We start from the raw sequence: 22,586 nt of genomic DNA, 5'->3' as shown, positions 1-22,586 counted from the left end.
GCCCTGGCGTGCGCCGCCGCGGCGGGCGCCGCCCCGGCCGCCGTCCTGCCGCTGGCCGCCGGAGCGCGCCGGGTGCTTTCCGGTCTCGCCCAGGTCTTCGAGCTTTTCGGCGTCGATGCCGGCGAGCTTGCGCTGGCTGCGCGGAAGCCTGCCCTTGGTGCCTTCGGGAATGTTCAGGTCGGTGAACAGGTGCGGGGAGGAGGAGTAGGTCTCCTGCGGTTCCGGTACATCCAGGCCGAGGGCCTTGTTAATCAGGCCCCAGCGCGGGACGTCGTCCCAGTCCACGAAGGTGACGGCGGTGCCCTTGTTGCCGGCGCGGCCGGTCCGGCCCACCCGGTGCAGGTAGGCCTTCTCGTCTTCGGGGCACTGGAAGTTGATGACGTGGGTGACGTCTTCGACGTCGATGCCGCGGGCAGCGACGTCGGTCGCGACCAGCACGTCCACCTTGTTGTTGCGGAACGCGCGCAGCGCCTGTTCGCGGGCACCCTGGCCGAGGTCGCCGTGGATGGCGCCGGCGGCGAACCCGCGGTCGATCAGCTCCTCGGACAGCTTGGCGGCCGTGCGCTTGGTCTTGGTGAAGATGATGGTCCGGCCGCGGCCCTCGGCCTGCAGGATGCGGGCCACCACCTCGTCCTTGTCCAGGTTGTGTGCGCGGTAGACAACCTGGCGGATGTCCTTCTTGGTGATGCCTTCGTCATCCGGGTCGGCGGCGCGGATGTGCGTCGGCTGCGTCATGTACCGCCGGGCCATGGCGATGACCGGTCCGGGCATGGTGGCGGAGAAGAGCATGGTCTGGCGCACGGCCGGGGTCGCGGCCAGCAGCGTCTCGACGTCCGGCAGGAAGCCCAGGTCCAGCATCTCGTCGGCTTCGTCCAGGACCACGATGCGGACGTTCTTCAGGCTCAGGTGCTTCTGGCGGTGCAGGTCGATCAACCGGCCGGGGGTGCCGACCACGACCTCCACGCCCTTCTGCAGCAGCTCGATCTGGGGCTCGTAGGCGCGGCCGCCGTAGATGACGGCGACGCGGGCGTTGCGCTGCTTGGAGGCGGTCATCAGGTCGTTGCCCACCTGCACGGCCAGTTCGCGTGTCGGCACAACGATCAGGGCCTGCGGCGCACCGGGCACCGGAAGCTTGTCGAAGCCGTCGTCGTCAGGTCCCACCACCCGCTGCAGCGCGGGGATGCCGAAGCCCAGGGTCTTGCCCGTACCGGTCTTGGCCTGGCCGATGATGTCGTGGCCGCCGAGGGCCACCGGCAGGGTCATGGCCTGAATCGGGAAGGGGTGGGTGATGCCGGCGTCGAAAAGCGACCGCACGATGTCCGCGCGGACGTTGAAGTCGGCGAAGGTCTGCTTGGGCAGTTCGTGGGGGCGTTCGTCGGAGGCCAGCACGGCCTCGACGACCAGTTCTTCGGCGCTGTTGTCAGCGTGGATGAGCTGTTCGCCAGCCACCTGGATATTTTCAGTGTTCAATTACATACCGTTCATTCAGGCGCCGACGCCGGCGGTGCTCAACGGTCCCGCAGGTGCTGCGGGAGCGGAACAAGGCGGAAGCGTGGCGCAACCAGTGGAAGCCGATCGCGGGCTAACAACTGCTTTCCCGGCCGGCCAACGAGGCAGCCAAGGAGGTTAAAGATCGCGTAGGGACGGATCTGTTGATGGATTCACTTCACTCAATCAACGACCGGGCATCCAGTACTACACGGTTAAGTCTACCGGTCGTTGGCAAACCGGGCCGTGCGGCGCACCGTGCGGGGCATCAACCGTCGGCGAGTTCGAAGTGCAGGCGCCGTTCCTCGATGTCCGCCACGGTCAATCGAACGCGCACCGTGGCCCCTGCCGCCAGGATTCCCGAGCACCGTGCGGTGACCGGCGGGTCGCTGAGCTGGACCACGCCGTACGGCTCCTGGCCGCCGTTGCCTTTGCCCCTGCCGGCCACCAGGACTTTCCCGTTGCCGTTGCCGTTGCCGTTCCCGTTGCGGCCGCCGGCGCCGTTGCCGTTGCCGTTGCCGTTGCCCGGGTACCGGGTGCCGGTGATGACGACGGCGTCGAACTCTTCCCCGACGCGGTGGCTCAGCAGCGCCGTTTCAACGGCGTCCAAGGCAGCGCGGTCCACCCGTCCCGCCAGCTGGTCGGAGGCCGCCATCAGCTTGGGCAATTCCTCCAGCGCGTCCTGGGCCCACTGCGGGACGGGTTCGCCGGCGCACAGGGCATGGCAGATCACCAGCACGAAACGGTCCACCAGCCGCCGCAGGGGCGCCGTGGCGTGCGCATAGGGGGCGGCGATGGCGGCCTGCTGCCGTTCGGGCGGGAGCTCGCCGACGAACGGCGTGTAGCCGGCACCGCGGAAGAGGGCGGTGGCCCCGTGCATCAGGGCCAGCTGTTTGGGATCGGTGGTGTCCAGGCTGCGCAGATAGTCGCCGTAGGCCATCTCGTGCGGCCACGGGAACCCCAGCGCCTCGGTCTGCCGGCGGTACTGGGCCTCGGCGTCGGCGTCGGGGCCCGGCATGGTGCGCAGGATCCCGATCCTGCCCTCCAGCATGATCTTGGCCGCGGCCATCCCGGTCATCAGCGATATCTGGGCGTTCCAGTCCTCCACCGGCAACGGGGGCCGGGTGACAATGAAGTAGTGGCGGCCGTCATGGGCGATCTCCTGGTCGGGGACGTTCAGGCTCGCCCCGCCGCGCTCGCGTTCGAGCTCCACCCGCTTGCTGCCCACTTCCTTCAGCAGCAGCAGGGTGGGCGCCGCGTCGCCCGAATCGATGTCCTGCTGCACCTGCTCGTAGTTCAGCTTGGCCCGGCTGCGCACCCTGGCGCGTTCTAGCGTGGCCCCCGTGACGCGCGCAGCGGCGTCGAGCTCGAATCGCCACACGTAGGCCGACCGCAGCTGGTCCGCCAGCAGCGACCCGGCCTGTTCCCCGATGACGTCCGGATGCAGCGGGATCCGTCCGTCCGGGGCGTAGATCGTCTGGCCCCGCCGCCGCGTTTCGGCATCCAGTTCACCGCCGGCCTCCACAAAGGAGGGGACGTCGGCGATCGCATACCAGACCGTGTAACCGCCGTCGGTGGACTCGATGTACAGGGCCTGGTCCAAGTCGGTGGACGCGGGCGGATCGATGGTCACGAATTCCAGTGCGGTCAGATCGGTCTCCGGCAGCCGATGGGCGGCCACGGCGGCCCGGGCCTCCGCGAGTGCGCCCGCGTCGAATTCCTGCGGCAGGTCGAACTCTGTCCGCAGGTCCTTCAGCACCCGTGCCAGCAGATGCTGGGACTCGTTGACCTTCGGGTCCAAATGCGGGTAAGGCACACGGTTAGCCTAACGGCAGCCGCGTCGAAATGGGACGCTACCCTTGGATTTATGAGCACCGTGAGCACCGTTCCCGCAGCGCCCGGCGAGGATTCCGGCCGCCGCCGGCAATTCCTGATCGATCTGTACGGCGTGATGGCCTACGGCGAGCTGTCCGCCTTCGAGCGGTTTTCCTCCGACGCACGCTTTTCGCCCACCTTGCATGACCGGGCCGCCGTCGGCCGGCTCGCGGTGACCGAGTTTGAACATTTCGAGGCCGTGGCCGCGCAGCTGGAGCAGCTCGGCGTGGACGTGGAAACGGCCATGGCCCCGTTCCAGCCCTCCATCGATGCCTTCCACGACCGGACGCGCCCGGCCGACTGGTACGAGTCCCTGATGAAGGCCTACGTCACCGACGGCGTGCTGGGCGACTTCTACCTGCACATCGCCGGGGCCCTCGACAGCGAGACGCAGAAGCTGGTCGCCCGGATCAAGGAAAACACCGAGCAGATCTCCATGATCGCGGCCCGGCTGCAGCAGGTGCTGGCCGACGATCCGCGGCTGGCCTCGCGGCTGGCGCTGTGGGGGCGCAGGCTGGTGGGGGAGGCCTTGACCCAGGCCCAGAGGATCGGAATTGAGCGCGCCGTGCTCAGCGAGCTGATGCGGGGGCAGGATCCCGACCGGCAGGCGCAGGCCACCGGAGAGCTGTTTGCCCGGCTGACCCAGAACCATTCGCGCCGCATGAATGACCTGGGCCTGACGGCGTGAGCGCGGGCCTTCAACGCGGTTGGGTTCGCCGGTAGGCTGGCGGCACAGGCGGCCGCAAGCCGCGGCAGCCGCAGACCGCCGCGCAACCGGGAGGCATCGTGGGACGTGCGAAAGACGTACTCGGCAGTGAGGAAATCGACCGGCAGCTGCGCGGGTTGCCGCAGTGGCGCTACGCGGACGGAGCGCTGGTCAGCTCGTTCAAGCTGGACAATGGGCGCGAGGCCCTGAACTTCATTGCCGCCGTGGGCGACCTGGCCGAGGAGCAGCGGCATCACCCGGACCTGGACTGGCGGTACAACAAGGTCTTCTTGCGCTTCACGTCGCATGACGCCGATTCCGAAGTCACCACCCGTGACGTGTCCGCGGCGGCAGCGGTGAGCGTGCTGGCCCGGAAGCTCGGCGCGGACGCAGACCCGGACAGCTATCCCGGCTAGCTTCCTGCCCCGGCTGGCTTCGTTCAGCCCAGCAGTGCGGTGAGCCGTTCGGTATCCCGCTGCGCGCGGCGGCGTCCGATCCACCAGGCACCGGCCCACGCGGCCGGAACGGAAACGGCCATCGGCAGCAGCCAGGACAGGAAGTGCACGCCCGGTTCGGAGCCCAGTCCGGCGGCCATGAGGACGAGCCAGAGCAGCACCGCCGCCGCCACCGCTATCCCGGGCAGCAGCAGCACCCCGTAGGCATGGCGCCGCCGGCCCACCGCCCAGGCAGTGAAGCCGACGGCGGCGGCGACGAGCACCAGCAGGACCAGTGCGACCATGGGTGGTTAGAGGGCGCCGAATCCGACGGGGCGCGGCCCCTCGGCGCCGATCTCGACGTAGGCGAGGACATTGGACGGGATGATGACCAAGCGTCCCTTGGCGTCGGTCAGGCGCAGTTCGGCGCCGCCGTTCATGGCGCGGCTCGCGATCTCGGCCACCTCGTCCGGCGACTGCGACGAATCGAGCACGATTTCACGGCCGACGTTCTGCATGCCGATCTTCACTTCCACGCTGATGCCTCCTGGTAATGCTGTAAGCCGGGTGGGTTCCCTACTGGCGAATCTATCCTAGGGTTCCTTCGGGAAGCGTGAAATTCCGCGCCAAGCTAAACGGTAGATCAGTTCGCTCGCGGCGTCCTGGTCCAGTTCCCCGCCCGAGCGCAGCCAGTGCCGGGCACTGATCTGCGCCATGCCGGCCAGGGCCCGGCCCAGCAGCGTGGCCTCGACCGCCGACAGCTTGGTGTCCTCGGCGATGACGCCGGCGATGGCGCTGGCCAGCCGCGCATTGAAGTCCTCCAAGCGGCCGCTCACGTCGGGGTCGTTGTTCAGGTCGGATTCGAAGACCAGCCGGTGCGCCTGGCTGTCCTGGGCGATGAACTGGTAGTAGGCCCGGATGGTGGCGTGCACGCGGAGTTTGTTGTCCGTCGTCGAGTTCAGCGCAGCCATCAGCATCGCGTTCAGCGATTCCAGATGGTGATCCAGCAGGGCCAGGTAGAGCTCCCGCTTGCCGGGGAAGTGCTGGTAGAGCACCGGCTTGCTCACGTTCGCTGCGTCGGCGATCTCGTCCATCGCCGCCGCATGGTAGCCATTGACCACGAAGACCTCGTGTGCCGCCTGCAGCAGCTGGCGCCGTCGTTCCTCCCGCGGCAGTCGGGTGGGCTTGGCGGCTGAACGGGGTTCTGTCGTCACGGTATTACACGGCCTCTTCCGGCGCTGCGGTCGGGAAAACTTACAGCGCCACGGTGCAGTAAGTGTCAGTCCCGACCAGTCTACGCACCAGCAACCGGCTGGGGCGTAGATTGGAAGAATGAGCACCTTGGAGACCCGGCAGCTGCCGCCGCTGGTGGAACCGGCAGAGTCCCTCAGCAAGGCCGAGACCGAGCGGTATTCGCGGCACCTGATCATCCCCGAAGTCGGCATGGCCGGCCAGCTGCGGCTGAAGAACGCCAAGGTGCTGGTGATCGGCGCCGGCGGCCTCGGATCGCCGGCCATGCTGTATCTGGCCGCGGCGGGGGTGGGCCGGATCGGGATCGTGGACGACGACGAGGTGGAAGCGAGCAACCTGCAGCGCCAGGTCATCCATGGCGTGGCGGACCTGGGGCGCAGCAAGGCGGCCTCGGCACGGGACAGCATCCTGGCGCTGAACCCCGGCGTGGACGTGGTGTTGCACGAGGTCCGGCTGGACACCGGCAACGTCCTGGAGATTTTCGCCGGCTACGACGTCATCCTGGACGGCACGGACAACTTCGCCACCCGGTATCTGGTCAACGACGCCGCCGCGCTGCTGGGCAAGCCCTACGTGTGGGGATCCATCCTGAGGTTCGACGGGCAGGTGAGTGTCTTCTGGGACACCCACGGGCCGAACTACCGCGATCTCTATCCGGAGGCGCCGCCGCCCGGTTCGGTGCCGTCCTGCGCCGAGGGCGGCGTTCTCGGCGTCCTGTGCGCGCAGATCGGCTCCGTGATGGTCAATGAGGCGATCAAGCTGATCACCGGCATCGGGCAGACGCTGTTGGGCCGCGTCCTGGTCTTCAATGCCCTCCAGATGAGCTGGCGGGAGCTGAAGGTGCGCAAGGACCCCGACGCCGAGCCGATCACCGCGCTCGCCGACTACGAGGCGTTCTGCGGGGTGGCGCCCGCGCCCCGGGTCGATGCCGACCATGCGGTGGACGCCCGCACCCTGTCCCGGATGCTGGCCGACCGCGATGCCGGCAGGGGCGGCTTCGAGCTGATCGACGTCCGCGAACCGGGCGAATACGAAGTGGTGAACATTCCGGGCGCCGTCCTGGTTCCGAAGGGACGCATCCTCTCCGGCGAGGCCCTCGAGGACCTGCCCCGGGACACGGACCTGGTTTTCCACTGCAAGTCGGGCGCGCGCTCGGCCGAAGTCCTGCAGAGCCTGCTGGCGCGCGGCTACACGCGGGTATCCCATCTCGACGGCGGTATCCTGGCGTGGGTCAGGGAGGTGGAGCCCTCGAAACCGGTGTACTAAAGGTCACGCCGGGCGCCGGTCGCGGCCGGCTGCAGGCGCCGCGGCCGCCTCAGGCCGTGGCGGCCTCTTCGCCGTGCCCGGCGACCGGGCAGGACGCCGCATCCGCGGCCCGCGGCAGGGCGGGTTCTTCGACCGTGATGCCGTACAGCGCTTCCAGGGCGGCAATGTAACGCTCCTGCTCGCCGTTGGCGGCCAGCTCCCGCGCCCGCACGGTGGGCAGGTGCAGCAACTGCTTGACCATGCGGCGCATCGCGAACTCGACCTCCCGGGCCGGGCCGGTGCAGCCGTGCTGCGAGCGCACTTTCTCGAGCTCGTTCTCCAGTACCTGCATGGTGTGCTTGCGAAGCGCCACGATGGCGGAGTCAACGCTGCGCGCCTGCCGGCTGGCCTCGAAGCTGCGCGCCGCGTTGGCAACGATTTCGGCCGCCTGCTGCACGGATTCGGCCTGTTCCTCGGGCGCGGCCATCCGCACGGACTCCAGCGTGATCAGCTCCACGCCCTCGAGCGCCCCCACGGCAGGATCAAAGTCGTGGCTCAGCGCGAGGTCGATGATCGTCAGCGGCTTGTCGACGCCGGTGCGCACCCCGGCCACGCGCTTGGCACTGACCTGGTTGTCGCTGCCGCTGCAGCCGATGACGACATCGGCGGAAGCCATCGCGTCGTCCAGCGCCGCGTGGGTCAACGGGACGCCGCCGCGGGTTTCGGTAAAAGCCGCGGCGCGGCCGGAAGCCGAGTACACGCTGATCCGAGTACAGCCGCGTTCGCGCAGCAGCGCCATGGTGGCCCCGGCATACGCGCCGGTGCCGAAGAGTACAACCTGCTTGCCCGACCAGTCTTTCTCGACGGCCAGATCCGTGGCGAGGTCGAGCGCGACCGACACGATCGAAAGCCCGCGGCCGCCGAGGGCCGTCTGCGTCCCGACGTCCTTGGCCGTCCGGGAAGCGGTCTGGAAGAGCCGGACCAGCCCCCCGCTCGCGGTGCCCTTTTCCTGCGCCTCGATCAGGGCCCGACGCACCTGGCCGGCCACCTCGCGTTCGCCGACCACGGCCGAATCCAGGCCGGCCCCGACCGCGAACAGGTGCCGCGCAACATCCTCGCCGGTGTTCACGTCGAAGGAGCGGGCGACCAGCGCGTCGTCCAGCCCCGAGCAGCGGCTGATCTGTTCGATGAGCGCGGCGCGGGCGGCCTCCAGGTCGGACTCGCTCTCGGTCTCGCAGTAAACTTCCACCCGGTTGCAGGTAGCCAGGACCACGGCGCCGGTGACCGGTGACCCGTCTGCGAGCACGTCGGTATCGATCCGGGAGGTGCCGGCACTCAGGCGGGCCACCGTTTCCAGATCGACCTTGGAATGGGTTGCAACAAGTGAAAGTAAGACCACAGCGCCTCTATCTTAGCGGGAAGCCAGCGTCGGCTCCTCCAAGCTTGGCCCATTAACCCGGCGTTAACCTGGTTTCGGGCGCCGCCGGCGCCGGTGATATTGGCCACTCGGGCCGGTGGCCGCCGCCATCCCGCGCTCCTCGGCGACGCCCGCGGTTGGCCAGAAGCATGGCCGCTGGACCAGAATCTATGTCATGACACTCAATGCTTCCCATCCCCTGGTGGATGGGCGTACCGCCGACTCGGACCTGATCACCGCCTACCGCGGAGGGAAGCCGGGCCGCCGTCCTGTCTGGTTCATGCGGCAGGCCGGGCGCTCATTGCCCGAATACAAGGAAGCGCGGCAGGGCATCGCGATGCTGGATGCCTGCCTGAAACCGGAACTGGCAGCGGAGATCACCCTGCAGCCGGTGCGCCGCCACGATGTGGATGCCGGCATCTTCTTCTCCGACATCGTTATCCCGTTGAAGCTGGCCGGGGTCGACGTGGACATAGTCCCCGGTGTCGGCCCGGTCCTGGGCGCACCCGTCCGCACCGCCGCCGACGTCGCCGCCCTGCCGGAACTCACCGACGAGTCGCTGGAGCCCATCCGCGAGGCGGTCCGGCTGACGGTGGCCGAGCTCGGCGCCAAGCCGCTGATCGGCTTCGCCGGCGCCCCGTTCACGCTCGCCGCGTACATGGTGGAGGGCCGGCCGTCCCGCGACCACCTGGGGCCGCGCACCATGATGCATGCCGACCCGGAGACCTGGGATGCCTTGGCCGGCTGGGCCGCGGACGCTTCGGGCAGGTTCCTGCGGGCGCAGCTGGAGGCGGGCGCCAGTGCCGGACAGCTGTTCGATTCCTGGGCGGGTTCGCTGTCCCTGGCTGACTACCGCCGGCGCGTGGCACCGGCGTCGTCGCGGGCGCTGGACCACGTCCGCCATCTGGGCGCGCCGCTGGTCCACTTCGGCACCGGCACGTCCGAACTGCTCGTGGCCATGCGCGACGTCGGGGCCGACGTGATCGGCGTCGACTACCGGCTGCCGCTGGACGAGGCGAACCGCCGGCTGGGCGGACGCACGCCGCTGCAGGGCAACATCGATCCGGCGCTGTTGTCGGCGCCGTGGGAGGTGCTGGAGGCCCATGTCCGCGAGGTGCTGGCCGCCGGCAGCAGCGCCCCGGGCCACGTGGTCAACCTGGGCCACGGCGTGCCGCCGGAGACGGACCCGGAGGTCCTGACCCGGGTGGTCGAGCTGATTCATTCCGTGGCCCCGTAGCCATGCAGCACCAGCATCCGCAGCCCGCCCGCCGTCCCGAACGGCAGGGCGGGCGCAAACCCAGGCCGGGCACCGCCGTCGTCGTTGGCGGTGGGATCGGCGGCCTGGTCGCTGCGCGCGAGCTGGCGCTGGCCGGCGTCGAGGTGACGGTCCTGGAGCGCGGTCCCCGGTTCGGCGGCTGCGTGGTCCGGCACGAGGTGGGCGGGCTGATGCTCGACGCCGGCGCCGAATCGTTCGCGACCCGCTCCAGCGTGGTCCCGGACCTGATCGGCGAACTGGGCCTGGGCAACGACATCGTCCAGCCGAACCCGGCCGGCGCCTGGATCCAGCTGCCGGACGGTGCGCAACGGCTGCCGAAGACGGGCGTGCTCGGCATCCCGGCAGACCCTTCCGACCCGGACGTGGTGCGCGCCATCGGCCGCCGGGCGGCGTTGCGCGCCTCGGGTGACAAGGTCATGCCGCTGGGTTCGCTGCTGCGCCGCGAGCAGCTCAGCCTGGGCCAGCTGGTGCGCGCCCGGATGGGCGATGCCGTGCTGCAGAAACTGGTCGCACCGGTGGCAGGCGGGGTGTACTCGGCGGATCCGGATGTGCTGGACGTGGACTCGGTGATGCCGGGGCTGCGCGCCTCGGTGGCCGCCCACGGGTCCCTGGCGGCCGCGGTGGGCGCCATCCGGAAGGCCGCCCCGGCCGGTTCCAACGTGGCCGGCATCGCCGGCGGCATGGGGCGGCTGACCGAGGCCCTGCTGGCCGACCTGAAAGCCCGTCACGTGGCCCTGCACACCGGGGCGGAAGCCACCGCCGTCACCCGGCACGGCGGCGGGTGGCAAGTCGAGTCGGCGGCCGGGACGTTCCACGCGAACGCCGTGATGCTGGCCGCCGATGGCGCTGCCGCCGTCCGGCTGCTCTCCGGCGCCGTCCCCGGGCTGGCCGGGCTGGAACCCAAAACCGGACCCGCCGTCTCGCTGGTGACCCTGGTGGTGGACCTGCCCGACCTCGACGCGATGCCGCGGGGCACCGGCATGCTGGTGGCGCCGTCGGTCCGCGACGTCAGGGCCAAGGCACTCACCCATGCCACCGCCAAATGGCCGTGGTTGGCGGACGAAGCCGGCCCGGGAAGCCACGTGCTGCGACTGTCCTACGGGCGCGCGGTGGGGCAGCAGGGCGCCGAGGACTTCACCGGCTGGGCCGACGACAGGCTCTACCGCCAGGCGCTGGCCGATGCCAGCTTCCTGCTGGGGGTGGCTGTGGGCGACGACGACGTGGTGGGCTCGAAGGTGGTGCGCTGGGTCAACGCGCTTCCCTCCGCCACCGTGGGGCACCGGGAGCGGGTGGCGGCGGTGCGCCGCGAATTGGTTGCGCACCCCGGGCTGGGCAGCACCGGGGCCTGGCTGGCGGGCACCGGGCTGGTGGCCGTGGTGGGGGACGCGCGGCGCCGTGCACGGGATCTCGCCGCACGGCTGCAGCCGGCGGCCCCCTAATCTTCTACAATATGTAGAAGTGGTTTTCGATTAATTACGATGCAGAAGGCAGACTGGTAAGCATGAGCGAATCGGCAAGGTCAGAGTCAGCAATCCCCGCCGCCGGCGGCACCGACGAGGAACTGTTCTACACCCTCTGGACGGTCTTCAAGCGCACCGGCGCACCGGTGGATCCGTCCGCCGCCGCGGCGTTCGACGCGACGGTTGCCGAACTCGCCGGCCGCAACGTCACCTTCCGCGGGGCCTACGACGTGTCCGCCATGCGCGAGGACGCCGACGTGATGATCTGGCTGCACGGACCGCAGCCGGACGAACTCCAGGCGGCGGTCCGCGACATCCGCCGGACCGGGCTGTTCGCCCCGACCGAAATGGTCTGGTCCGCGATGGGCGTCCACCGCGACGCCGAATTCAGCAAGAACCATGCCCCGGCCTTCTCCCTGGGCAAGGACCCGGAGGCCTGGCTCTGCGTCTACCCCTTCGTGCGCTCCTATGAGTGGTACCTGCTGCCGGCCGAGGAGCGCGGCAAGATGCTGCGCGACCACGGACTGCTCGGCCGCGACTTCCCGCAAGTGCTGTCCAACACGGTCGCCTCGTTCGCGTTGGGGGACTGGGAATGGATCCTGGCCCTGGAAGCGCCCGAACTGATCGATCTGGTGGACCTGATGCGCCACCTGCGCTACAGCGACGCCCGCAACCACGTGCGCGAAGAGATCCCGTTCTACACCGGCAAGCGCATCAGCACTGCCGAAATCGCCGAGGTGCTGCGGTGAACCAGTCCGCCGAACCGTCCTTTGACCCGCGTGCCGGCGTCGCCGCCGACGGAACCATGCAGCCGAAGAAGTACGACGCCCTGCTGCTGGCCTCCTTCGGCGGCCCCGAGGGCCAGGACGATGTCATCCCCTTCCTCCGCAACGTCACCAGCGGCCGCGGGATCCCCGATGAACGGCTGGAAGAAGTCGCCACGCACTACCGCGCCAACGGCGGCGTCAGCCCCATCAACGAGCAAAACCGGGCACTGAAGGCGGCGCTCGAGGCCGAGCTGGCGCGCCGCGGGATCGAGCTGCCGGTGCTCTGGGGAAACCGCAACTGGGATCCCTACATCACCGACGTTTTCAAGGAAGCGTACGACGCCGGCCACCGCCGCGTGTTGGCCGTGACCACCAGCGCCTACGCCGGCTACTCAAGCTGCCGCCAGTACCGCGAGGACTTCGGCATGGCCCTGGTCGAGACCGGGCTCGCCGGCAAGCTGGAAGTGGACAAGGTGCGCCAGTACTTCGACCACCCGGGCTTCGTGGAACCGTTCGCCGAAGGCCTGGCCGAGGGCCTGGACAGGGTACGGGCCGAGCTGGCCGCGCAGGGCGCCGCGGACGCGCCGGTCCACGTGATGTTCGCGACCCACTCGATTCCCCTTGGGGACGCCGAAAACGCCGGGCCCCGCGGGGTGGACTACGAGGGCGACAGCGCCTACGTGGCGCAGCACCTGGCCACCGCCCGGGCCGTCCTGGACCGGGTGCCGGGAGCAGCCGGCGTCGACTGGTCCCTCGTCTACCAGTCCCGCTCCGGCGCGCCGCATGTGCCGTGGCTGGAGCCGGACATCAACGACGCGCTCGAAGAGCTGCCCGCCCAGGGGGTGAAGGGCGTGGTCATCGTGCCGCTGGGCTTTGTCAGCGACCACATGGAGGTGATGTGGGACCTGGACACAGAGGCACTGGAGACCTGCCGCGGCCTCGGGCTGGCCGCCGCCCGCGTGCCCACCCCTGGCGTGCACCGGAAGTTCGTCGAGGGCCTCGTGGACCTGGTCTGTGAGCGCACGGTGGAACAGCACCGCGCCGACCGTCCTGCGCTGACCGACCTGGGGCCCTGGATGGACGTGTGCATGCCCGGCTGCTGCGCCAACCGCCGCGGCGAGAAGCCGACGGTGGCCGGCATGGATTCGACCGTGGGGGTGCCGCAGCCATGACCGTTAAAGTCCGCATCGGCACCCGCGGCAGCGCCCTGGCGGTCACCCAGACCACCACCGTGGCCGAGGCGCTGGCCGCCGGCGGGGCCCTGGAGTATGAACTGGTCCGGATCAAGACCGAGGGCGACGTGCTGCGGGGGCCGCTGGCCCAGATCGGCGGAACCGGAGTTTTCACCGCCGCGCTGCGCGAGGCGCTGCTCGACGACCGCTGCGACGTGGCCGTGCATTCGCTCAAGGACCTGCCCACCGGCGTGGCCGAGGGGCTGCAGATTGCCGCCATTCCCGCCCGCGTGGATGTCCGCGACGCCCTCTGCGCCCGGGACGGGCTGACCCTGGCCGGGCTGCCGGCCGGCGCCAAGGTCGGCACGGGCTCCCCGCGCCGGGCAGCCCAGCTGCGCGCCGCCCGCCCCGACCTGGACGTGGTGGATATCCGCGGCAACGTGGACACCCGGCTGGGACGGGTCCAGGGGCTCACGGGCGAAGAAAGGCACGAGGGAAAGCACGCAGATCTCGACGCCGTCGTGCTCGCCGCGGCCGGGCTGGCACGGCTGGGGCGCACCGAGCACGTCACGGAGCTGCTGGATCCGTCGGTCATGCTGCCGGCCCCCGGCCAGGGCGCGCTGGCGGTCGAATGCCGGGTTGCCGACGCAGCTTCCGGAACGGCGCTGGCCGGCGCGCTGGCCGACTACGACGACGCGGACACCCGCCTGGCGGTGACGGCCGAACGGTCGCTGCTGGCGCGGCTGGAAGCCGGCTGCAGCGCCCCGGTCGGGGCGCTGGCATCGGTCGACGCCGGCTCCCTGGTGCTGCGGGCGGTGGTCTGCAGCCCCGACGGCAGCCGGCTGCTGCACGGCGAGCGGACGGTGCAGGCAGCCGGTTCCGAAGATGCCGTGGCCCTGGGCTCCCGACTGGCTGAAGAGCTGCTCGGGCAGGGCGCCGGCGACCTGATGAGCCTGGCCGGGCGCTGACGATGGCGTTGCTGTGGCAGCGCGGCGCGCCGGACAACCAGCTACAGGGGCTGCGGGTGGTGCTGCCGCGCAGCCCTGACCGGGCGGCCGGCATGGCCGCCGAACTGGTCCGCCGCGGCGCGTCCCCCAGCGTCCTGCCGCTGATCGACTTCGAACGGACGGACTTGCCGGACGAACTGGACCAGGCACTGACCCTGCTGGCGCAGAACAAGGCCGTCTGGCTCGTCATCACCAGCATCACAACGGTGCGGGCGCTGAAGGCGTGCGCACTGGAGCGTGGCACCAGCCTCGCGGCGCTGGCAGGGGACACGAAGATTGCGGCCGTCGGAAGCCCCAGCGCCAGGGCGCTGGAGGCCGAGGGCCTCACCGTCGACCTGGTGCCGCCCGGCAGCATGGACGCCGTCGGCCTGGTGGATGCCTGGCCGCTGCCGCCGGAAACCGCCGGCGGCCCGGCAGAGCGGATGCTGGTCCTGCTGCCGCAGGCCGACATCGCCGCGCCCACGGTGTTCGAAGGCCTGATGGCGAAGGGCTGGCAGGTGCTGCCCGTGACCGCCTACCGCACGGTGGACTACCCCGCCCGTCCCGAGCTCCGCCTGACCGCGGAATTGGAGATCGCCGCCCGCGAGCCCGCCGACGACCTGGAACTCATCACGGCCGCGGATTTCCGCAGCCGCGCCGGCAACGGCGCCATCGACGCCGTCGTCCTGACCTCGCCCAGCGTCACCAGGCGGCTGGCGGGGCTCCTTGACCCGTGGCCGGCCGGAGTGCGGCTGATCGCGATCGGCACCAGTTCCGCGCGGCAGGCCGCCGAACTGGGCTTGGAGATCGCCGCCACGGCTGCCGAACCGACGCCGCCCGGCATCGCCGACGCCCTGGCGCGGTCGCTTGAAAACTATCCCACCGAACCAGAAGGTACGCCATGAGCTTCCCCTCCCACCGGCCCCGCCGGCTGCGGGCCACCGAGGCGATCCGCCGGATGACGGCGGAGGTCCGGACCCACCCGAACCAGCTGATCCTGCCCGCCTTCATCCGCGAAGGCCTCAGCGAACCGGTGCCGCTGCAGTCCATGCCGGGCGTGGTCCAGCACACCACCGATACGCTCAAGCGCGCGGCCGCCGAGGCCGTGGAGCTGGGCCTCGGCGGCATCATGCTCTTCGGCGTTCCCCTGGTGCGCGACGCCACGGGCAGCGCCGGGGTGGATCCCGACGGCGTGCTGAACCGCGCCATCGCCGACGTGAAAGCGGAGGTCGGGAACGACCTGGTGGTGATGGGCGACGTCTGCCTGGACGAATTCACCGACCACGGCCACTGCGGCGTGCTGGCCCCCGACGGCACCGTCGACAACGACGCCACGCTGTCGATCTACGCGGAAATGGCCGTCGCCCAGGCGGCGGCCGGCGCGGACGTGCTCGGTCCCTCCGGCATGATGGACGGGCAGGTCGCGGTGATCCGGCAGGCACTCGACGAGGCCGGCCACCAGGACGTCTCTATCCTGGCGTACGCCGCAAAGTATGCCTCGGCCTTCTACGGGCCGTTCCGCGAGGCAGTCGACTCACAGCTGACCGGGGACCGGCGGACCTACCAGATGGACGCCGCCAACCGGCGCGAAGCCATCCGGGAAGTGGAACTGGACCTGGCAGAAGGCGCGGACATGGTCATGGTCAAACCCGCGATGAGCTACCTGGACATCGTCTCCGACGTGGCGGAGATGTCTCCGGTGCCGGTGGCCGCGTACCAGATCTCCGGCGAGTACGCGATGATCGAGGCAGCCGCCGCCAATGGCTGGATCGACCGGAAGGCGGCCATCCTGGAATCTGTCCTGGGCATCCGCCGCGCCGGCGCCGACATGGTGCTGACCTACTGGGCCCCGGAAATCGCCCGCTGGCTGAAGTAACCGTTCACCCCCGGCCGCCGGTTGCCGCGCCCCACCACCCTGTCCGCAGCGGATTCCGCTGTCCCGAAAGGACCCAAGACCATGATTGAAGCCATCCGCTCCGAGGAACTCTTCGAACGCGCCCGCCAGCTGATGCCCGGCGGGGTGAATTCACCGGTCCGGGCCTTCGGCTCCGTCGGCGGGACGCCGCGCATGATGGTCGGCGCCAAGGGTGCCTACCTCACCGACGCCGACGGGCGCGAGTACGTAGACCTCGTGTGTTCCTGGGGCCCGGCTTTGCTGGGCCACGCCCATCCGGCCGTCCTCGAGGCCGTGCACACGGCCGTGGACCGGGGCCTGTCCTTCGGCGCCTCCACGCCCGCGGAATCGGAACTGGCGGCCCTGGTCGTCGGCCGGGTCTCCGCCGTCGAGCGCCTGCGCATGGTCTCCACCGGCACCGAGGCGACGATGACCGCCGTGCGCCTGGCCCGCGGCTTCACCGGCCGCAACCTGGTCGTGAAGTTCGCCGGCTGCTACCACGGGCACCTGGACGGGCTGCTGGCCGCCGCGGGCTCGGGCGTGGCCACCCTGGCGCTGCCGGGTTCGGCGGGCGTCACCGAGGCGACAGCCGCGGAGACCCTGGTGCTGCCGTACAACGACGTCGCCGCCGTCGAGGAAGTGTTCGCCGCCCGCGGCAGCCAGATCGCCGCCGTCATCACCGAAGCGGCACCCGCGAACATGGGCGTGGTCACCCCCGCCGACGGCTTCAACGCGGCCCTGTCCCGCATCACCCGGGAGCACGGAGCGCTGCTCATCCTGGACGAGGTGCTGACCGGCTTCCGCACCGGCTACGCCGGCTACTGGGGCCTGACCGGGGGAGCGGACGGGGCAGCCGATCCGTTCGTGCCCGACCTGTTGACCTTCGGCAAGGTCATCGGCGGCGGCATGCCGGTGGCGGCCCTGGGCGGCCGTGCCGACGTGATGGATTACCTGGCGCCGTCCGGTCCCGTCTACCAGGCCGGCACGCTCTCCGGCAACCCGATCGCCATGGCGGCCGGCGTCGCGACGCTGACCGCCGCGACGCCGGCTGTCTACGCGGCGATCGACGCCCGCTCGCTCGAACTGCAGGCCGCGCTGACCGCCGCCCTGTCGAAGGCCGGCGTGGACCACAGCATCCAGACCGCGGGGAACCTGTTCAGCGTGGCCTTCGGCACCTCGGCCAATGGCGTGCACAATTACGCCGACGCCCAGGGCCAGGAAGCCTTCCGCTACGCCCCCTTCTTCCATGCCATGCTCGACGCCGGCGTCTACCTGCCGCCGTCGGTGTTCGAAGCGTGGTTCCTCTCGGCAGCGCACGACGACGCCGCGATGGAGAAAATCTTCGCCGCGTTGCCGGCGGCCGCGCGGGCTGCCGCGGCCGCCACGCCGCCGGCCTGACCGCAACTCCGGCGCGGCGGACGGGGCTCGTCGCCCGGCTGCGGCCCGGTCCCGGGGACGGAGGCATGGCAGACTGATGCTGACGGCGGTACACGGGACCGCCGCGCGAACCCAGGAGAGTGCAGATGGGCCTGTTCTCCAGGCGCAGGCAAACACCGGAAGACTACGACGCCGAGACGCTCCGCCCGGAGGCCGCGGACGACGCCGAGACGCTCCGCCCGGAGGCCGGGCCGCCGCCGGTGCGGCCCGGGACGGAGCCCGCTCCCGTGCCGGTGCAGTCACGGTTGGACCCGGCCCCGGCGCCCATGCCGCCGCGCGCGATCTGGTCCGACGGACTGGGACGGACGGCCACCCGCTCCGCGCAACTGCTGCTGACGCTGCTGCTGGCCGTCGTGGTGATCTACGGGCTGCTGCAGCTACGGCTCCTCGTCATTCCCGTCCTGATCGCCCTGATCCTGGCGGCGGCCGTGGGCCCGGTGGTGCGGCTGCTGCGCAGCTGGGGTTGGTCCGCGGCGTTGGCTACGGCCACCGCGTTCCTCGGCATCCTCGTGGTGCTCGGCGGCGTGATCACCGGGATCGTCTTCGCGGTCCGCAGCGAAGCGGACGAACTGGTCAGCTCCGCCCGCGAGGGGTGGATGCAGCTGCAGGAGTTCCTGGCCACCTTCCCGCTGCCGGTCAGCCAGCAGCAGATCGACGAGGCGCTCGCCGGGGTGCTCGACTTCCTGACCAGCGCCACGGTGGGTCGCAGCGCGTTGAGCGGATTGTCGACGGCGGCCGAAGTCGTCACCGGAGCCGTCCTGATGGCTGTGATCCTCTTCTTTTTCCTCAAGGACGGACCGCGCATCTGGCGTTTCCTGCTCAGCTGGTTCCCGGCGGCCAAGCGGCCGCAGCTGGAGCTGGCCGGGTCGCGGGCCATGGATGTGCTGGGCAGCTACGTGCGGGGCACCGCCACCGTCGCCGCCGTCGACGCCTTCTTCATCGGACTCGCCCTGTTCATCCTGCAGGTACCGCTGGCGCTGCCGCTCTCGGTGCTGATTTTCATCGGCGGCTTCATTCCGATCGTCGGAGCCACCATCGCCGGCGTGCTGGCGACCCTGGTGGCGCTGGTGGCCAACGGGCCGGTGGCCGCGCTGGTAGTGGTCGCCGTCGTGATCATCGTGCAGCAGCTGGAAGGCAACTTCCTGCAGCCGGTAGTGATGGGCCGCTCGGTAAGCCTGCACTCGCTGGTGATCCTGTTGGCGCTGACCGCCGGAACCATCCTGGGCGGCATCATCGGTGCCGTCCTGGCCGTTCCGGTCACGGCCGTGGGCTGGGTGGTGATCCAGGTGATGTCGGGAAGGACCTCCGCCGAGGAACCCGCGCCGGTCCGGCGAGGCCGCTGACGAGTGGGCCCGCCGGCCAGAAACCGGCGGGCCGGTCGCCGGCGGGCCGGACACAGAAGGTCCCCGGAAGCCGAAGCTTCCGGGGACCTTCCCGGCGTCAGCCGTTGCCGCTCACGCCGGCGGTTCCGGACTGTTGACTAGAAAGCGGGGAAGACGTCGCCGTTGGGCCACGTTTCCTCGATGAACTTCTTCACGTCCGGCGAGTGGAGCAGCTCTTCGAGCTTGGCCACGGCGGGATTTTCGTCACCGGCGTTCCAGGCCAGGAAGTTGGCATACGGGTTGTTCTCGGAGGACTCGACGACCACTGCATCGTCGGTGTTCAGCCCCGCATCCAGGATGAAGTTGCCGTTGATGATGGCCAGGTCGATCTTCGGATCCTCGATCAGCTGGACCAGGATTTCAGGCTGGTTCTCCTCGAATTTCAGGCCCTTGGGGTTCTGCTCCGCGGTCAGCGTCAGCGCCGCCGAATCGTCCTCGATCCCGGTCAGCAGGCCGGCCGTTTCGAGCATCTTGAGTGCGCGCGGCTGGTTGCCCGGATCGTTGGTGATCGCAATGGTTGCGCCCTCGCCAATCTCCTCGACGCTCTGGTGCTTCGACGAGAACCCGGCGTACGGCTCAATGTGGATGCCTTCGCCATGTTCGAGGTCGTAGCCCTTGTCGGCCACCTGCTGCTCAAAGAAGGCCAGATGCTGGAAGTAGTTGGCATCCAGCGAGCCGTCGCTCAGGGCGATGTTGGGGGTCTGGTAATCGGTGAATTCCTTGATCTCCAGATCGATCCCGGCCTCCTGGGCCAGGTTCTCATCCACGAACTCCAGGATCCGGCCCTGCGGCACGGGAGTGGCACCGACAGTAACGGTGACGGGATTGGCCGGATCCAGCGTGGTCTCGGCGCTGGGGGTGGATTCGGAGCCACCGCAAGCCGTCAGCGCCAAGGCCGCAGCCAGGCCGGTACCAATGAGCGTTAGTGCTTTACGCATCTGCGTGCGTTCCTTTCGAATGACCGGACCGGCCGAAGTCGGCTCGTCCCGGATGTGGTGCAGCTAGCGGCTACTGGCTGCATTCTTCCGCTGCCGGTGAGGCGGGCGGGAAGCGTGGGGGAGCGGGACGGCGCTGTCCCGACACGTCGCGGACGTTGCGTTTCAGACGGCGGTTACAGGCTCATGGCGCCGGCGCTTCGAGCCTGCGGTGGAAGCGCTGCGGTGGTCCACCCGCCGGGCAACCGCGTCGCCGATCCACTGGATCAGCTGGACAAGGACCACCATGATCACGATGGTGACCACCATGACGGTCGTGTCGAACCGCTGGAAGCCGTAGTTGTAGGCGAGCTGGCCGAGGCCGCCGCCGCCGGTGAGGCCCGCCATGGCGGAATAGCCCACGAGCGTGACCAACGTCGTCGTCAAGGCGGCGACCAGCCCGGGCAAAGCCTCGGGAACGAGGACCTTGGCCACGACCTGCAGGCGGGTGGAACCCATGACGAGGGCCGCGTCGATTTTGCCGGAGCTCACATCCCGCAGCGCGGTTTCCACCAGGCGGGCGAAGAACGGCACCGTGCCGATGGTGAGCGAGACGCAGGCGGCCAGGGCGCCGATCGAGGTGCCCGTGATGACCCGAGCCAACGGGATCAGCGAGATCATCAGGATGGCGAACGGAATGGACCGGGTGATGTTCACGATGATGTCCGACACGATCCGGTTCGTCACCGGCATCGGCCGCAGCCCGGCGGGCGCACTGGTGTAGAGGAAGATGCCCAGCGGTAGCCCGATCAGCAGGGTGAAAGCCCCCGAGACCCCGACCATCAGCAACGTTTCGCCGATCGCTTCCGGCAGGGCATTGGTGATGCCCGGGTTGGTCGTCAGTTCGTCGATGAAGTTCATGCCGCTTCCTCCTGCAGGACGCGGACGGCAACGCCTTGGCCGACCAGGTGCTCGGTGAGGGCAGCCGTGTCCGCCCCGGCCGGCAGTTCGATGCGCAGGTGGCCGAACTGCGTGCCGGCCAGCGACTCCACGCTGCCGGCCAGGACGTTCAGGTCCAGGCCGAAGGCCCGGGCAGCCCCGGTCAGCACAGGCTCCGACGCGCGTTCGCCGGAATAGAGGATTTCCAGCATCGTGCCCCCGCCGGTCGCCTCGGCCGATGGCAGCGGCAGCAGCGTGCTCGAGAGGCGGCCGCCCAGGTCGGCGGCGACCTCGCGCAACGGGCCGTGTTCGACGATCCGGCCGGCCTCCAGCAGCGACACCGAATCACAGATGCGCTTGATGACCTGCATTTCGTGCGTTATCACCAGCACGGTCAGTTGGAGCCGCTCGGTCAGGTCACGGATCAGGGTCAGGATTTCGTCGGTGGTCTTCGGGTCCAGGGCCGACGTGGGCTCGTCGCAGAGCAGCACGTCCGGGTCCGAAGCCAAGGCGCGGGCGATGCCGACCCGCTGCCGCTGGCCTCCGGAGAGCTGGGACGGGTAGGCGTCCTCAAACCCCTCCAGGCCGACGAGCTTGATCAGCTCCGAAACCTTGGCGCGGATGGACGCCTTGGGCGTCTTGACGATCTCCAGGGGATGCGACACGTTCTGGGCGGCGGTGCGGGAGTCCATCAGGTTGGCGTGCTGGAAGATCATCCCGATGCGGCGCCGGGCCGACCTGAGGTCGGCGTCGCGGGCGGCACTGAGCTCGGCCCCGTTGATCGATACCGATCCGGACGTCGGGGTGTCCAGGAGGGTCAGGCAGCGCACCAAGGTGGACTTGCCGGCACCCGAATGGCCGACGATGCCGTGGACGGTGCCCTTGGGGACGGACAGGCTGACCCCGTCCAGGGCTACCACTTCGCGGCCGCCTTGGCGGTAGACCTTGCGCAGGTCGGTAACGGTGATCATGGAACCTCGGGAAATCGATGTCTGGAGCGTCGACAGCCGCCATAGCATGTGCCGCCATCAAGGTTTAATTATGACAGCCGCGACAACGCGCCAGAATTCGACGGGACGTTGCGTCACACGGCGACGCGAAGTTGACAGTGCCGCGAGAAGCCAGGGGGCGGGCGGGTGCGTGCGCGCCGGCGGGGGGCAGGGTCAGACAGCGGCGGGCATCAGGCGCACCGGCCAGACCCCGTCCACGACGGCTTCCGGATCCTTGCGCCGCAGCCAGGCCTCGAAATTTGCCGCCTGCTGTGCGCACCAGTCGATCTGCAGGGCATGCAGCTCGGCCGCGCCGATGCACAATCCTGCGTAGCGGCGGGCGAGGGCATCCGCGACGCCGATGGTGGCCAGGGCGTCCGCCGCCGACGTGTGCGCGGCGTCGAGCCGGACGCCGTAAAGTTCGCACAGCGCCCCCAGGGTGCGCTTCCCCCGCCGGTAGCGGTCCACCTGCTTGTCCAGGACATACGGGTCGATCACCGGAGACGCCGCCGGGGCCGGCAGGCCGTACCGCGAGCATTCGCGTGCCAGCACGGTGAAATCGTAGGCGGCGTTGAAGGCCATGACCGGAATGCCCGCGTCGAAGTAGCCGGTCAGTGCCTCGGCGATGCCGGCGGCGGCAATTGCCGCGGGCAGGCCCTCGCTGCGGGCCCGTTCGGTGCTGATCCCGTGGATGGCGGCGGCTTCCGCAGGGATCTCCACTCCGGGGTCCACCAGCCACTCCCGCTCCTGCAGCGGCTGTCCCGCTGCGTCGACCAGGACGATGGACGCCGTCACGATCCGCGCGGTGTGGGGGTCACGGCCCGTGGTCTCGAGATCGAAGGCCGCGCGGGGACCGGTATGCCAGCTGTTCATGTCCGCAACGCTATCCGGCGGATCGGACAATCCCGGGGAGGCGCCGCGGGGTGTGTGGAAGCCGCTCCCGCCGCCCGCCGG

22 protein-coding genes are annotated in these 22,586 nt (G+C 69.9%); 12 read left to right on the top strand and 10 right to left on the bottom strand.

All coding sequences use genetic code 11. The features are described from left to right. Positions 1 to 1,431 (bottom strand): DEAD/DEAH box helicase (locus tag AC5RUP_RS14735; RefSeq protein ID WP_494158704.1); only part of this gene is annotated, 1,431 nt, incomplete at its 3' end. A gap of 325 nt (positions 1,432 to 1,756) precedes the next feature. After that, positions 1,757 to 3,304, bottom strand: coding sequence for an RNB domain-containing ribonuclease (locus AC5RUP_RS14730; RefSeq protein WP_494154340.1), 1,548 nt, complete (start codon positions 3,302 to 3,304; stop codon positions 1,757 to 1,759). 51 nt (positions 3,305 to 3,355) lie between these two features. Between AC5RUP_RS14730 and AC5RUP_RS14725 the strand changes: the two genes are divergently transcribed. Beyond that, positions 3,356 to 4,051 carry a ferritin-like fold-containing protein gene (locus tag AC5RUP_RS14725; RefSeq protein ID WP_494012558.1) on the top strand — a complete coding sequence of 232 codons (696 nt, stop codon included), beginning with the start codon at positions 3,356 to 3,358 and terminating at the stop codon, positions 4,049 to 4,051. Between the two features lie 98 nt (positions 4,052 to 4,149). Next, a complete protein-coding gene (locus AC5RUP_RS14720) occupies positions 4,150 to 4,485 on the top strand; it encodes a 4a-hydroxytetrahydrobiopterin dehydratase (protein ID WP_494154341.1) in 336 nt (111 codons plus the stop codon). Positions 4,486 to 4,508: 23 nt separating this feature from the next. On the opposite strand, the gene AC5RUP_RS14715 is transcribed toward AC5RUP_RS14720, so the two are convergent. Genes AC5RUP_RS14715 through AC5RUP_RS14705 form a run of 3 tightly spaced genes read right to left on the bottom strand, consistent with a single transcriptional unit; the run spans position 4,509 to position 5,717 of the window. Then, positions 4,509 to 4,808 (bottom strand): hypothetical protein, encoded by a 300-nt coding sequence (locus tag AC5RUP_RS14715; RefSeq protein WP_494154342.1) that lies wholly within the window; start codon positions 4,806 to 4,808, stop codon positions 4,509 to 4,511. 6 nt (positions 4,809 to 4,814) lie between these two features. Beyond that, on the bottom strand, positions 4,815 to 5,039 hold the full coding sequence (locus tag AC5RUP_RS14710; protein ID WP_136784705.1) for a DUF3107 domain-containing protein: 225 nt from the start codon (positions 5,037 to 5,039) through the stop codon (positions 4,815 to 4,817). Positions 5,040 to 5,096: 57 nt separating this feature from the next. Next, positions 5,097 to 5,717, bottom strand: coding sequence for a TetR/AcrR family transcriptional regulator (locus AC5RUP_RS14705; protein ID WP_494000274.1), 621 nt, complete (start codon positions 5,715 to 5,717; stop codon positions 5,097 to 5,099). Positions 5,718 to 5,835: 118 nt separating this feature from the next. Here AC5RUP_RS14705 and moeB point away from each other — a divergent pair, with 118 nt between their 5' ends. Then, positions 5,836 to 7,020: a molybdopterin-synthase adenylyltransferase MoeB gene (gene moeB / locus AC5RUP_RS14700; protein ID WP_494154343.1), complete on the top strand. Its 1,185-nt coding sequence runs from the start codon at positions 5,836 to 5,838 to the stop codon at positions 7,018 to 7,020. A gap of 49 nt (positions 7,021 to 7,069) precedes the next feature. Here the strand turns inward: moeB and AC5RUP_RS14695 are convergent, their stop codons facing one another. Beyond that, positions 7,070 to 8,398, bottom strand: a complete 1,329-nt coding sequence (locus tag AC5RUP_RS14695; RefSeq protein WP_494158702.1) for a glutamyl-tRNA reductase — start codon at positions 8,396 to 8,398, stop codon at positions 7,070 to 7,072. 193 nt (positions 8,399 to 8,591) lie between these two features. Between AC5RUP_RS14695 and hemE the strand changes: the two genes are divergently transcribed. The 9 genes from hemE (at position 8,592) to AC5RUP_RS14650 (ending at position 18,751) form a co-directional block, all read left to right on the top strand. Next, positions 8,592 to 9,653, top strand: coding sequence for a uroporphyrinogen decarboxylase (gene hemE / locus AC5RUP_RS14690; RefSeq protein ID WP_494148733.1), 1,062 nt, complete (start codon positions 8,592 to 8,594; stop codon positions 9,651 to 9,653). Positions 9,654 to 9,655: 2 nt separating this feature from the next. Further along, positions 9,656 to 11,131: a protoporphyrinogen oxidase gene (gene hemG / locus AC5RUP_RS14685; protein WP_494158701.1), complete on the top strand. Its 1,476-nt coding sequence runs from the start codon at positions 9,656 to 9,658 to the stop codon at positions 11,129 to 11,131. 62 nt (positions 11,132 to 11,193) lie between these two features. Beyond that, on the top strand, positions 11,194 to 11,901 hold the full coding sequence (gene hemQ / locus AC5RUP_RS14680; RefSeq protein WP_494155027.1) for a hydrogen peroxide-dependent heme synthase: 708 nt from the start codon (positions 11,194 to 11,196) through the stop codon (positions 11,899 to 11,901). Positions 11,902 to 11,957: 56 nt separating this feature from the next. Next, complete coding sequence (locus AC5RUP_RS14675; protein ID WP_494155028.1) at positions 11,958 to 13,091, top strand: ferrochelatase; 1,134 nt, start codon at positions 11,958 to 11,960, stop codon at positions 13,089 to 13,091. Further along, positions 13,088 to 14,059, top strand: coding sequence for a hydroxymethylbilane synthase (hemC, locus tag AC5RUP_RS14670; RefSeq protein ID WP_494158700.1), 972 nt, complete (start codon positions 13,088 to 13,090; stop codon positions 14,057 to 14,059). Before AC5RUP_RS14675 ends, hemC begins: the two co-directional genes overlap by 4 nt. A gap of 2 nt (positions 14,060 to 14,061) precedes the next feature. Continuing rightward, positions 14,062 to 14,982 (top strand): uroporphyrinogen-III synthase, encoded by a 921-nt coding sequence (locus tag AC5RUP_RS14665; protein WP_494158699.1) that lies wholly within the window; start codon positions 14,062 to 14,064, stop codon positions 14,980 to 14,982. Beyond that, positions 14,979 to 15,953 (top strand): porphobilinogen synthase, encoded by a 975-nt coding sequence (hemB, locus tag AC5RUP_RS14660; protein ID WP_494155160.1) that lies wholly within the window; start codon positions 14,979 to 14,981, stop codon positions 15,951 to 15,953. The genes AC5RUP_RS14665 and hemB overlap by 4 nt, the downstream gene beginning before the upstream one ends. A gap of 81 nt (positions 15,954 to 16,034) precedes the next feature. After that, on the top strand, positions 16,035 to 17,369 hold the full coding sequence (gene hemL / locus AC5RUP_RS14655) for a glutamate-1-semialdehyde 2,1-aminomutase (protein WP_494158698.1): 1,335 nt from the start codon (positions 16,035 to 16,037) through the stop codon (positions 17,367 to 17,369). Positions 17,370 to 17,494: 125 nt separating this feature from the next. After that, entirely contained in the window at positions 17,495 to 18,751 is a 1,257-nt protein-coding gene (locus AC5RUP_RS14650) for an AI-2E family transporter (protein ID WP_494158697.1), read from the top strand. 137 nt (positions 18,752 to 18,888) lie between these two features. On the opposite strand, the gene AC5RUP_RS14645 is transcribed toward AC5RUP_RS14650, so the two are convergent. The 4 genes from AC5RUP_RS14645 to AC5RUP_RS14630 form a co-directional block, all read right to left on the bottom strand. Beyond that, positions 18,889 to 19,728, bottom strand: coding sequence for a MetQ/NlpA family ABC transporter substrate-binding protein (locus AC5RUP_RS14645; RefSeq protein ID WP_494154264.1), 840 nt, complete (start codon positions 19,726 to 19,728; stop codon positions 18,889 to 18,891). Positions 19,729 to 19,890: 162 nt separating this feature from the next. After that, positions 19,891 to 20,625 (bottom strand): methionine ABC transporter permease, encoded by a 735-nt coding sequence (locus tag AC5RUP_RS14640; protein ID WP_494012550.1) that lies wholly within the window; start codon positions 20,623 to 20,625, stop codon positions 19,891 to 19,893. Continuing rightward, positions 20,622 to 21,614 (bottom strand): methionine ABC transporter ATP-binding protein, encoded by a 993-nt coding sequence (locus AC5RUP_RS14635; protein ID WP_494067307.1) that lies wholly within the window; start codon positions 21,612 to 21,614, stop codon positions 20,622 to 20,624. Before AC5RUP_RS14635 ends, AC5RUP_RS14640 begins: the two co-directional genes overlap by 4 nt. A gap of 192 nt (positions 21,615 to 21,806) precedes the next feature. Then, positions 21,807 to 22,505 carry a 3'-5' exonuclease gene (locus AC5RUP_RS14630; protein ID WP_494092693.1) on the bottom strand — a complete coding sequence of 233 codons (699 nt, stop codon included), beginning with the start codon at positions 22,503 to 22,505 and terminating at the stop codon, positions 21,807 to 21,809. Between the last annotated feature and the right edge of the window lie 81 nt (positions 22,506 to 22,586).

It is taken from the genome of Arthrobacter sp. Y3223151 (assembly GCF_059091125.1).
The sequence above is the reverse complement of the archived record's forward strand: the minus strand, read 5'-3'. Positions and strand labels throughout refer to the sequence as shown.

Bases quoted from the DNA above. Each gene is read 5' to 3' on its own strand.
- AC5RUP_RS14725 (WP_494012558.1), top strand. From the start codon at position 3,356: ATGAGCACCGTGAGCACCGTTCCCGCAGCGCCCGGCGAGGATTCCGGC.
- AC5RUP_RS14715 (WP_494154342.1), bottom strand. From the start codon at position 4,808: ATGGTCGCACTGGTCCTGCTGGTGCTCGTCGCCGCCGCCGTCGGCTTC.
- moeB (WP_494154343.1), top strand. From the start codon at position 5,836: ATGAGCACCTTGGAGACCCGGCAGCTGCCGCCGCTGGTGGAACCGGCA.
- hemE (WP_494148733.1), top strand. From the start codon at position 8,592: ATGACACTCAATGCTTCCCATCCCCTGGTGGATGGGCGTACCGCCGAC.
- hemG (WP_494158701.1), top strand. From the start codon at position 9,656: ATGCAGCACCAGCATCCGCAGCCCGCCCGCCGTCCCGAACGGCAGGGC.
- hemQ (WP_494155027.1), top strand. From the start codon at position 11,194: ATGAGCGAATCGGCAAGGTCAGAGTCAGCAATCCCCGCCGCCGGCGGC.
- AC5RUP_RS14675 (WP_494155028.1), top strand. From the start codon at position 11,958: ATGCAGCCGAAGAAGTACGACGCCCTGCTGCTGGCCTCCTTCGGCGGC.
- hemC (WP_494158700.1), top strand. From the start codon at position 13,088: ATGACCGTTAAAGTCCGCATCGGCACCCGCGGCAGCGCCCTGGCGGTC.
- AC5RUP_RS14665 (WP_494158699.1), top strand. From the start codon at position 14,062: ATGGCGTTGCTGTGGCAGCGCGGCGCGCCGGACAACCAGCTACAGGGG.
- hemB (WP_494155160.1), top strand. From the start codon at position 14,979: ATGAGCTTCCCCTCCCACCGGCCCCGCCGGCTGCGGGCCACCGAGGCG.
- hemL (WP_494158698.1), top strand. From the start codon at position 16,035: ATGATTGAAGCCATCCGCTCCGAGGAACTCTTCGAACGCGCCCGCCAG.
- AC5RUP_RS14650 (WP_494158697.1), top strand. From the start codon at position 17,495: ATGGGCCTGTTCTCCAGGCGCAGGCAAACACCGGAAGACTACGACGCC.
- AC5RUP_RS14645 (WP_494154264.1), bottom strand. From the start codon at position 19,728: ATGCGTAAAGCACTAACGCTCATTGGTACCGGCCTGGCTGCGGCCTTG.
- AC5RUP_RS14640 (WP_494012550.1), bottom strand. From the start codon at position 20,625: ATGAACTTCATCGACGAACTGACGACCAACCCGGGCATCACCAATGCC.
- AC5RUP_RS14635 (WP_494067307.1), bottom strand. From the start codon at position 21,614: ATGATCACCGTTACCGACCTGCGCAAGGTCTACCGCCAAGGCGGCCGC.
- AC5RUP_RS14630 (WP_494092693.1), bottom strand. From the start codon at position 22,505: ATGAACAGCTGGCATACCGGTCCCCGCGCGGCCTTCGATCTCGAGACC.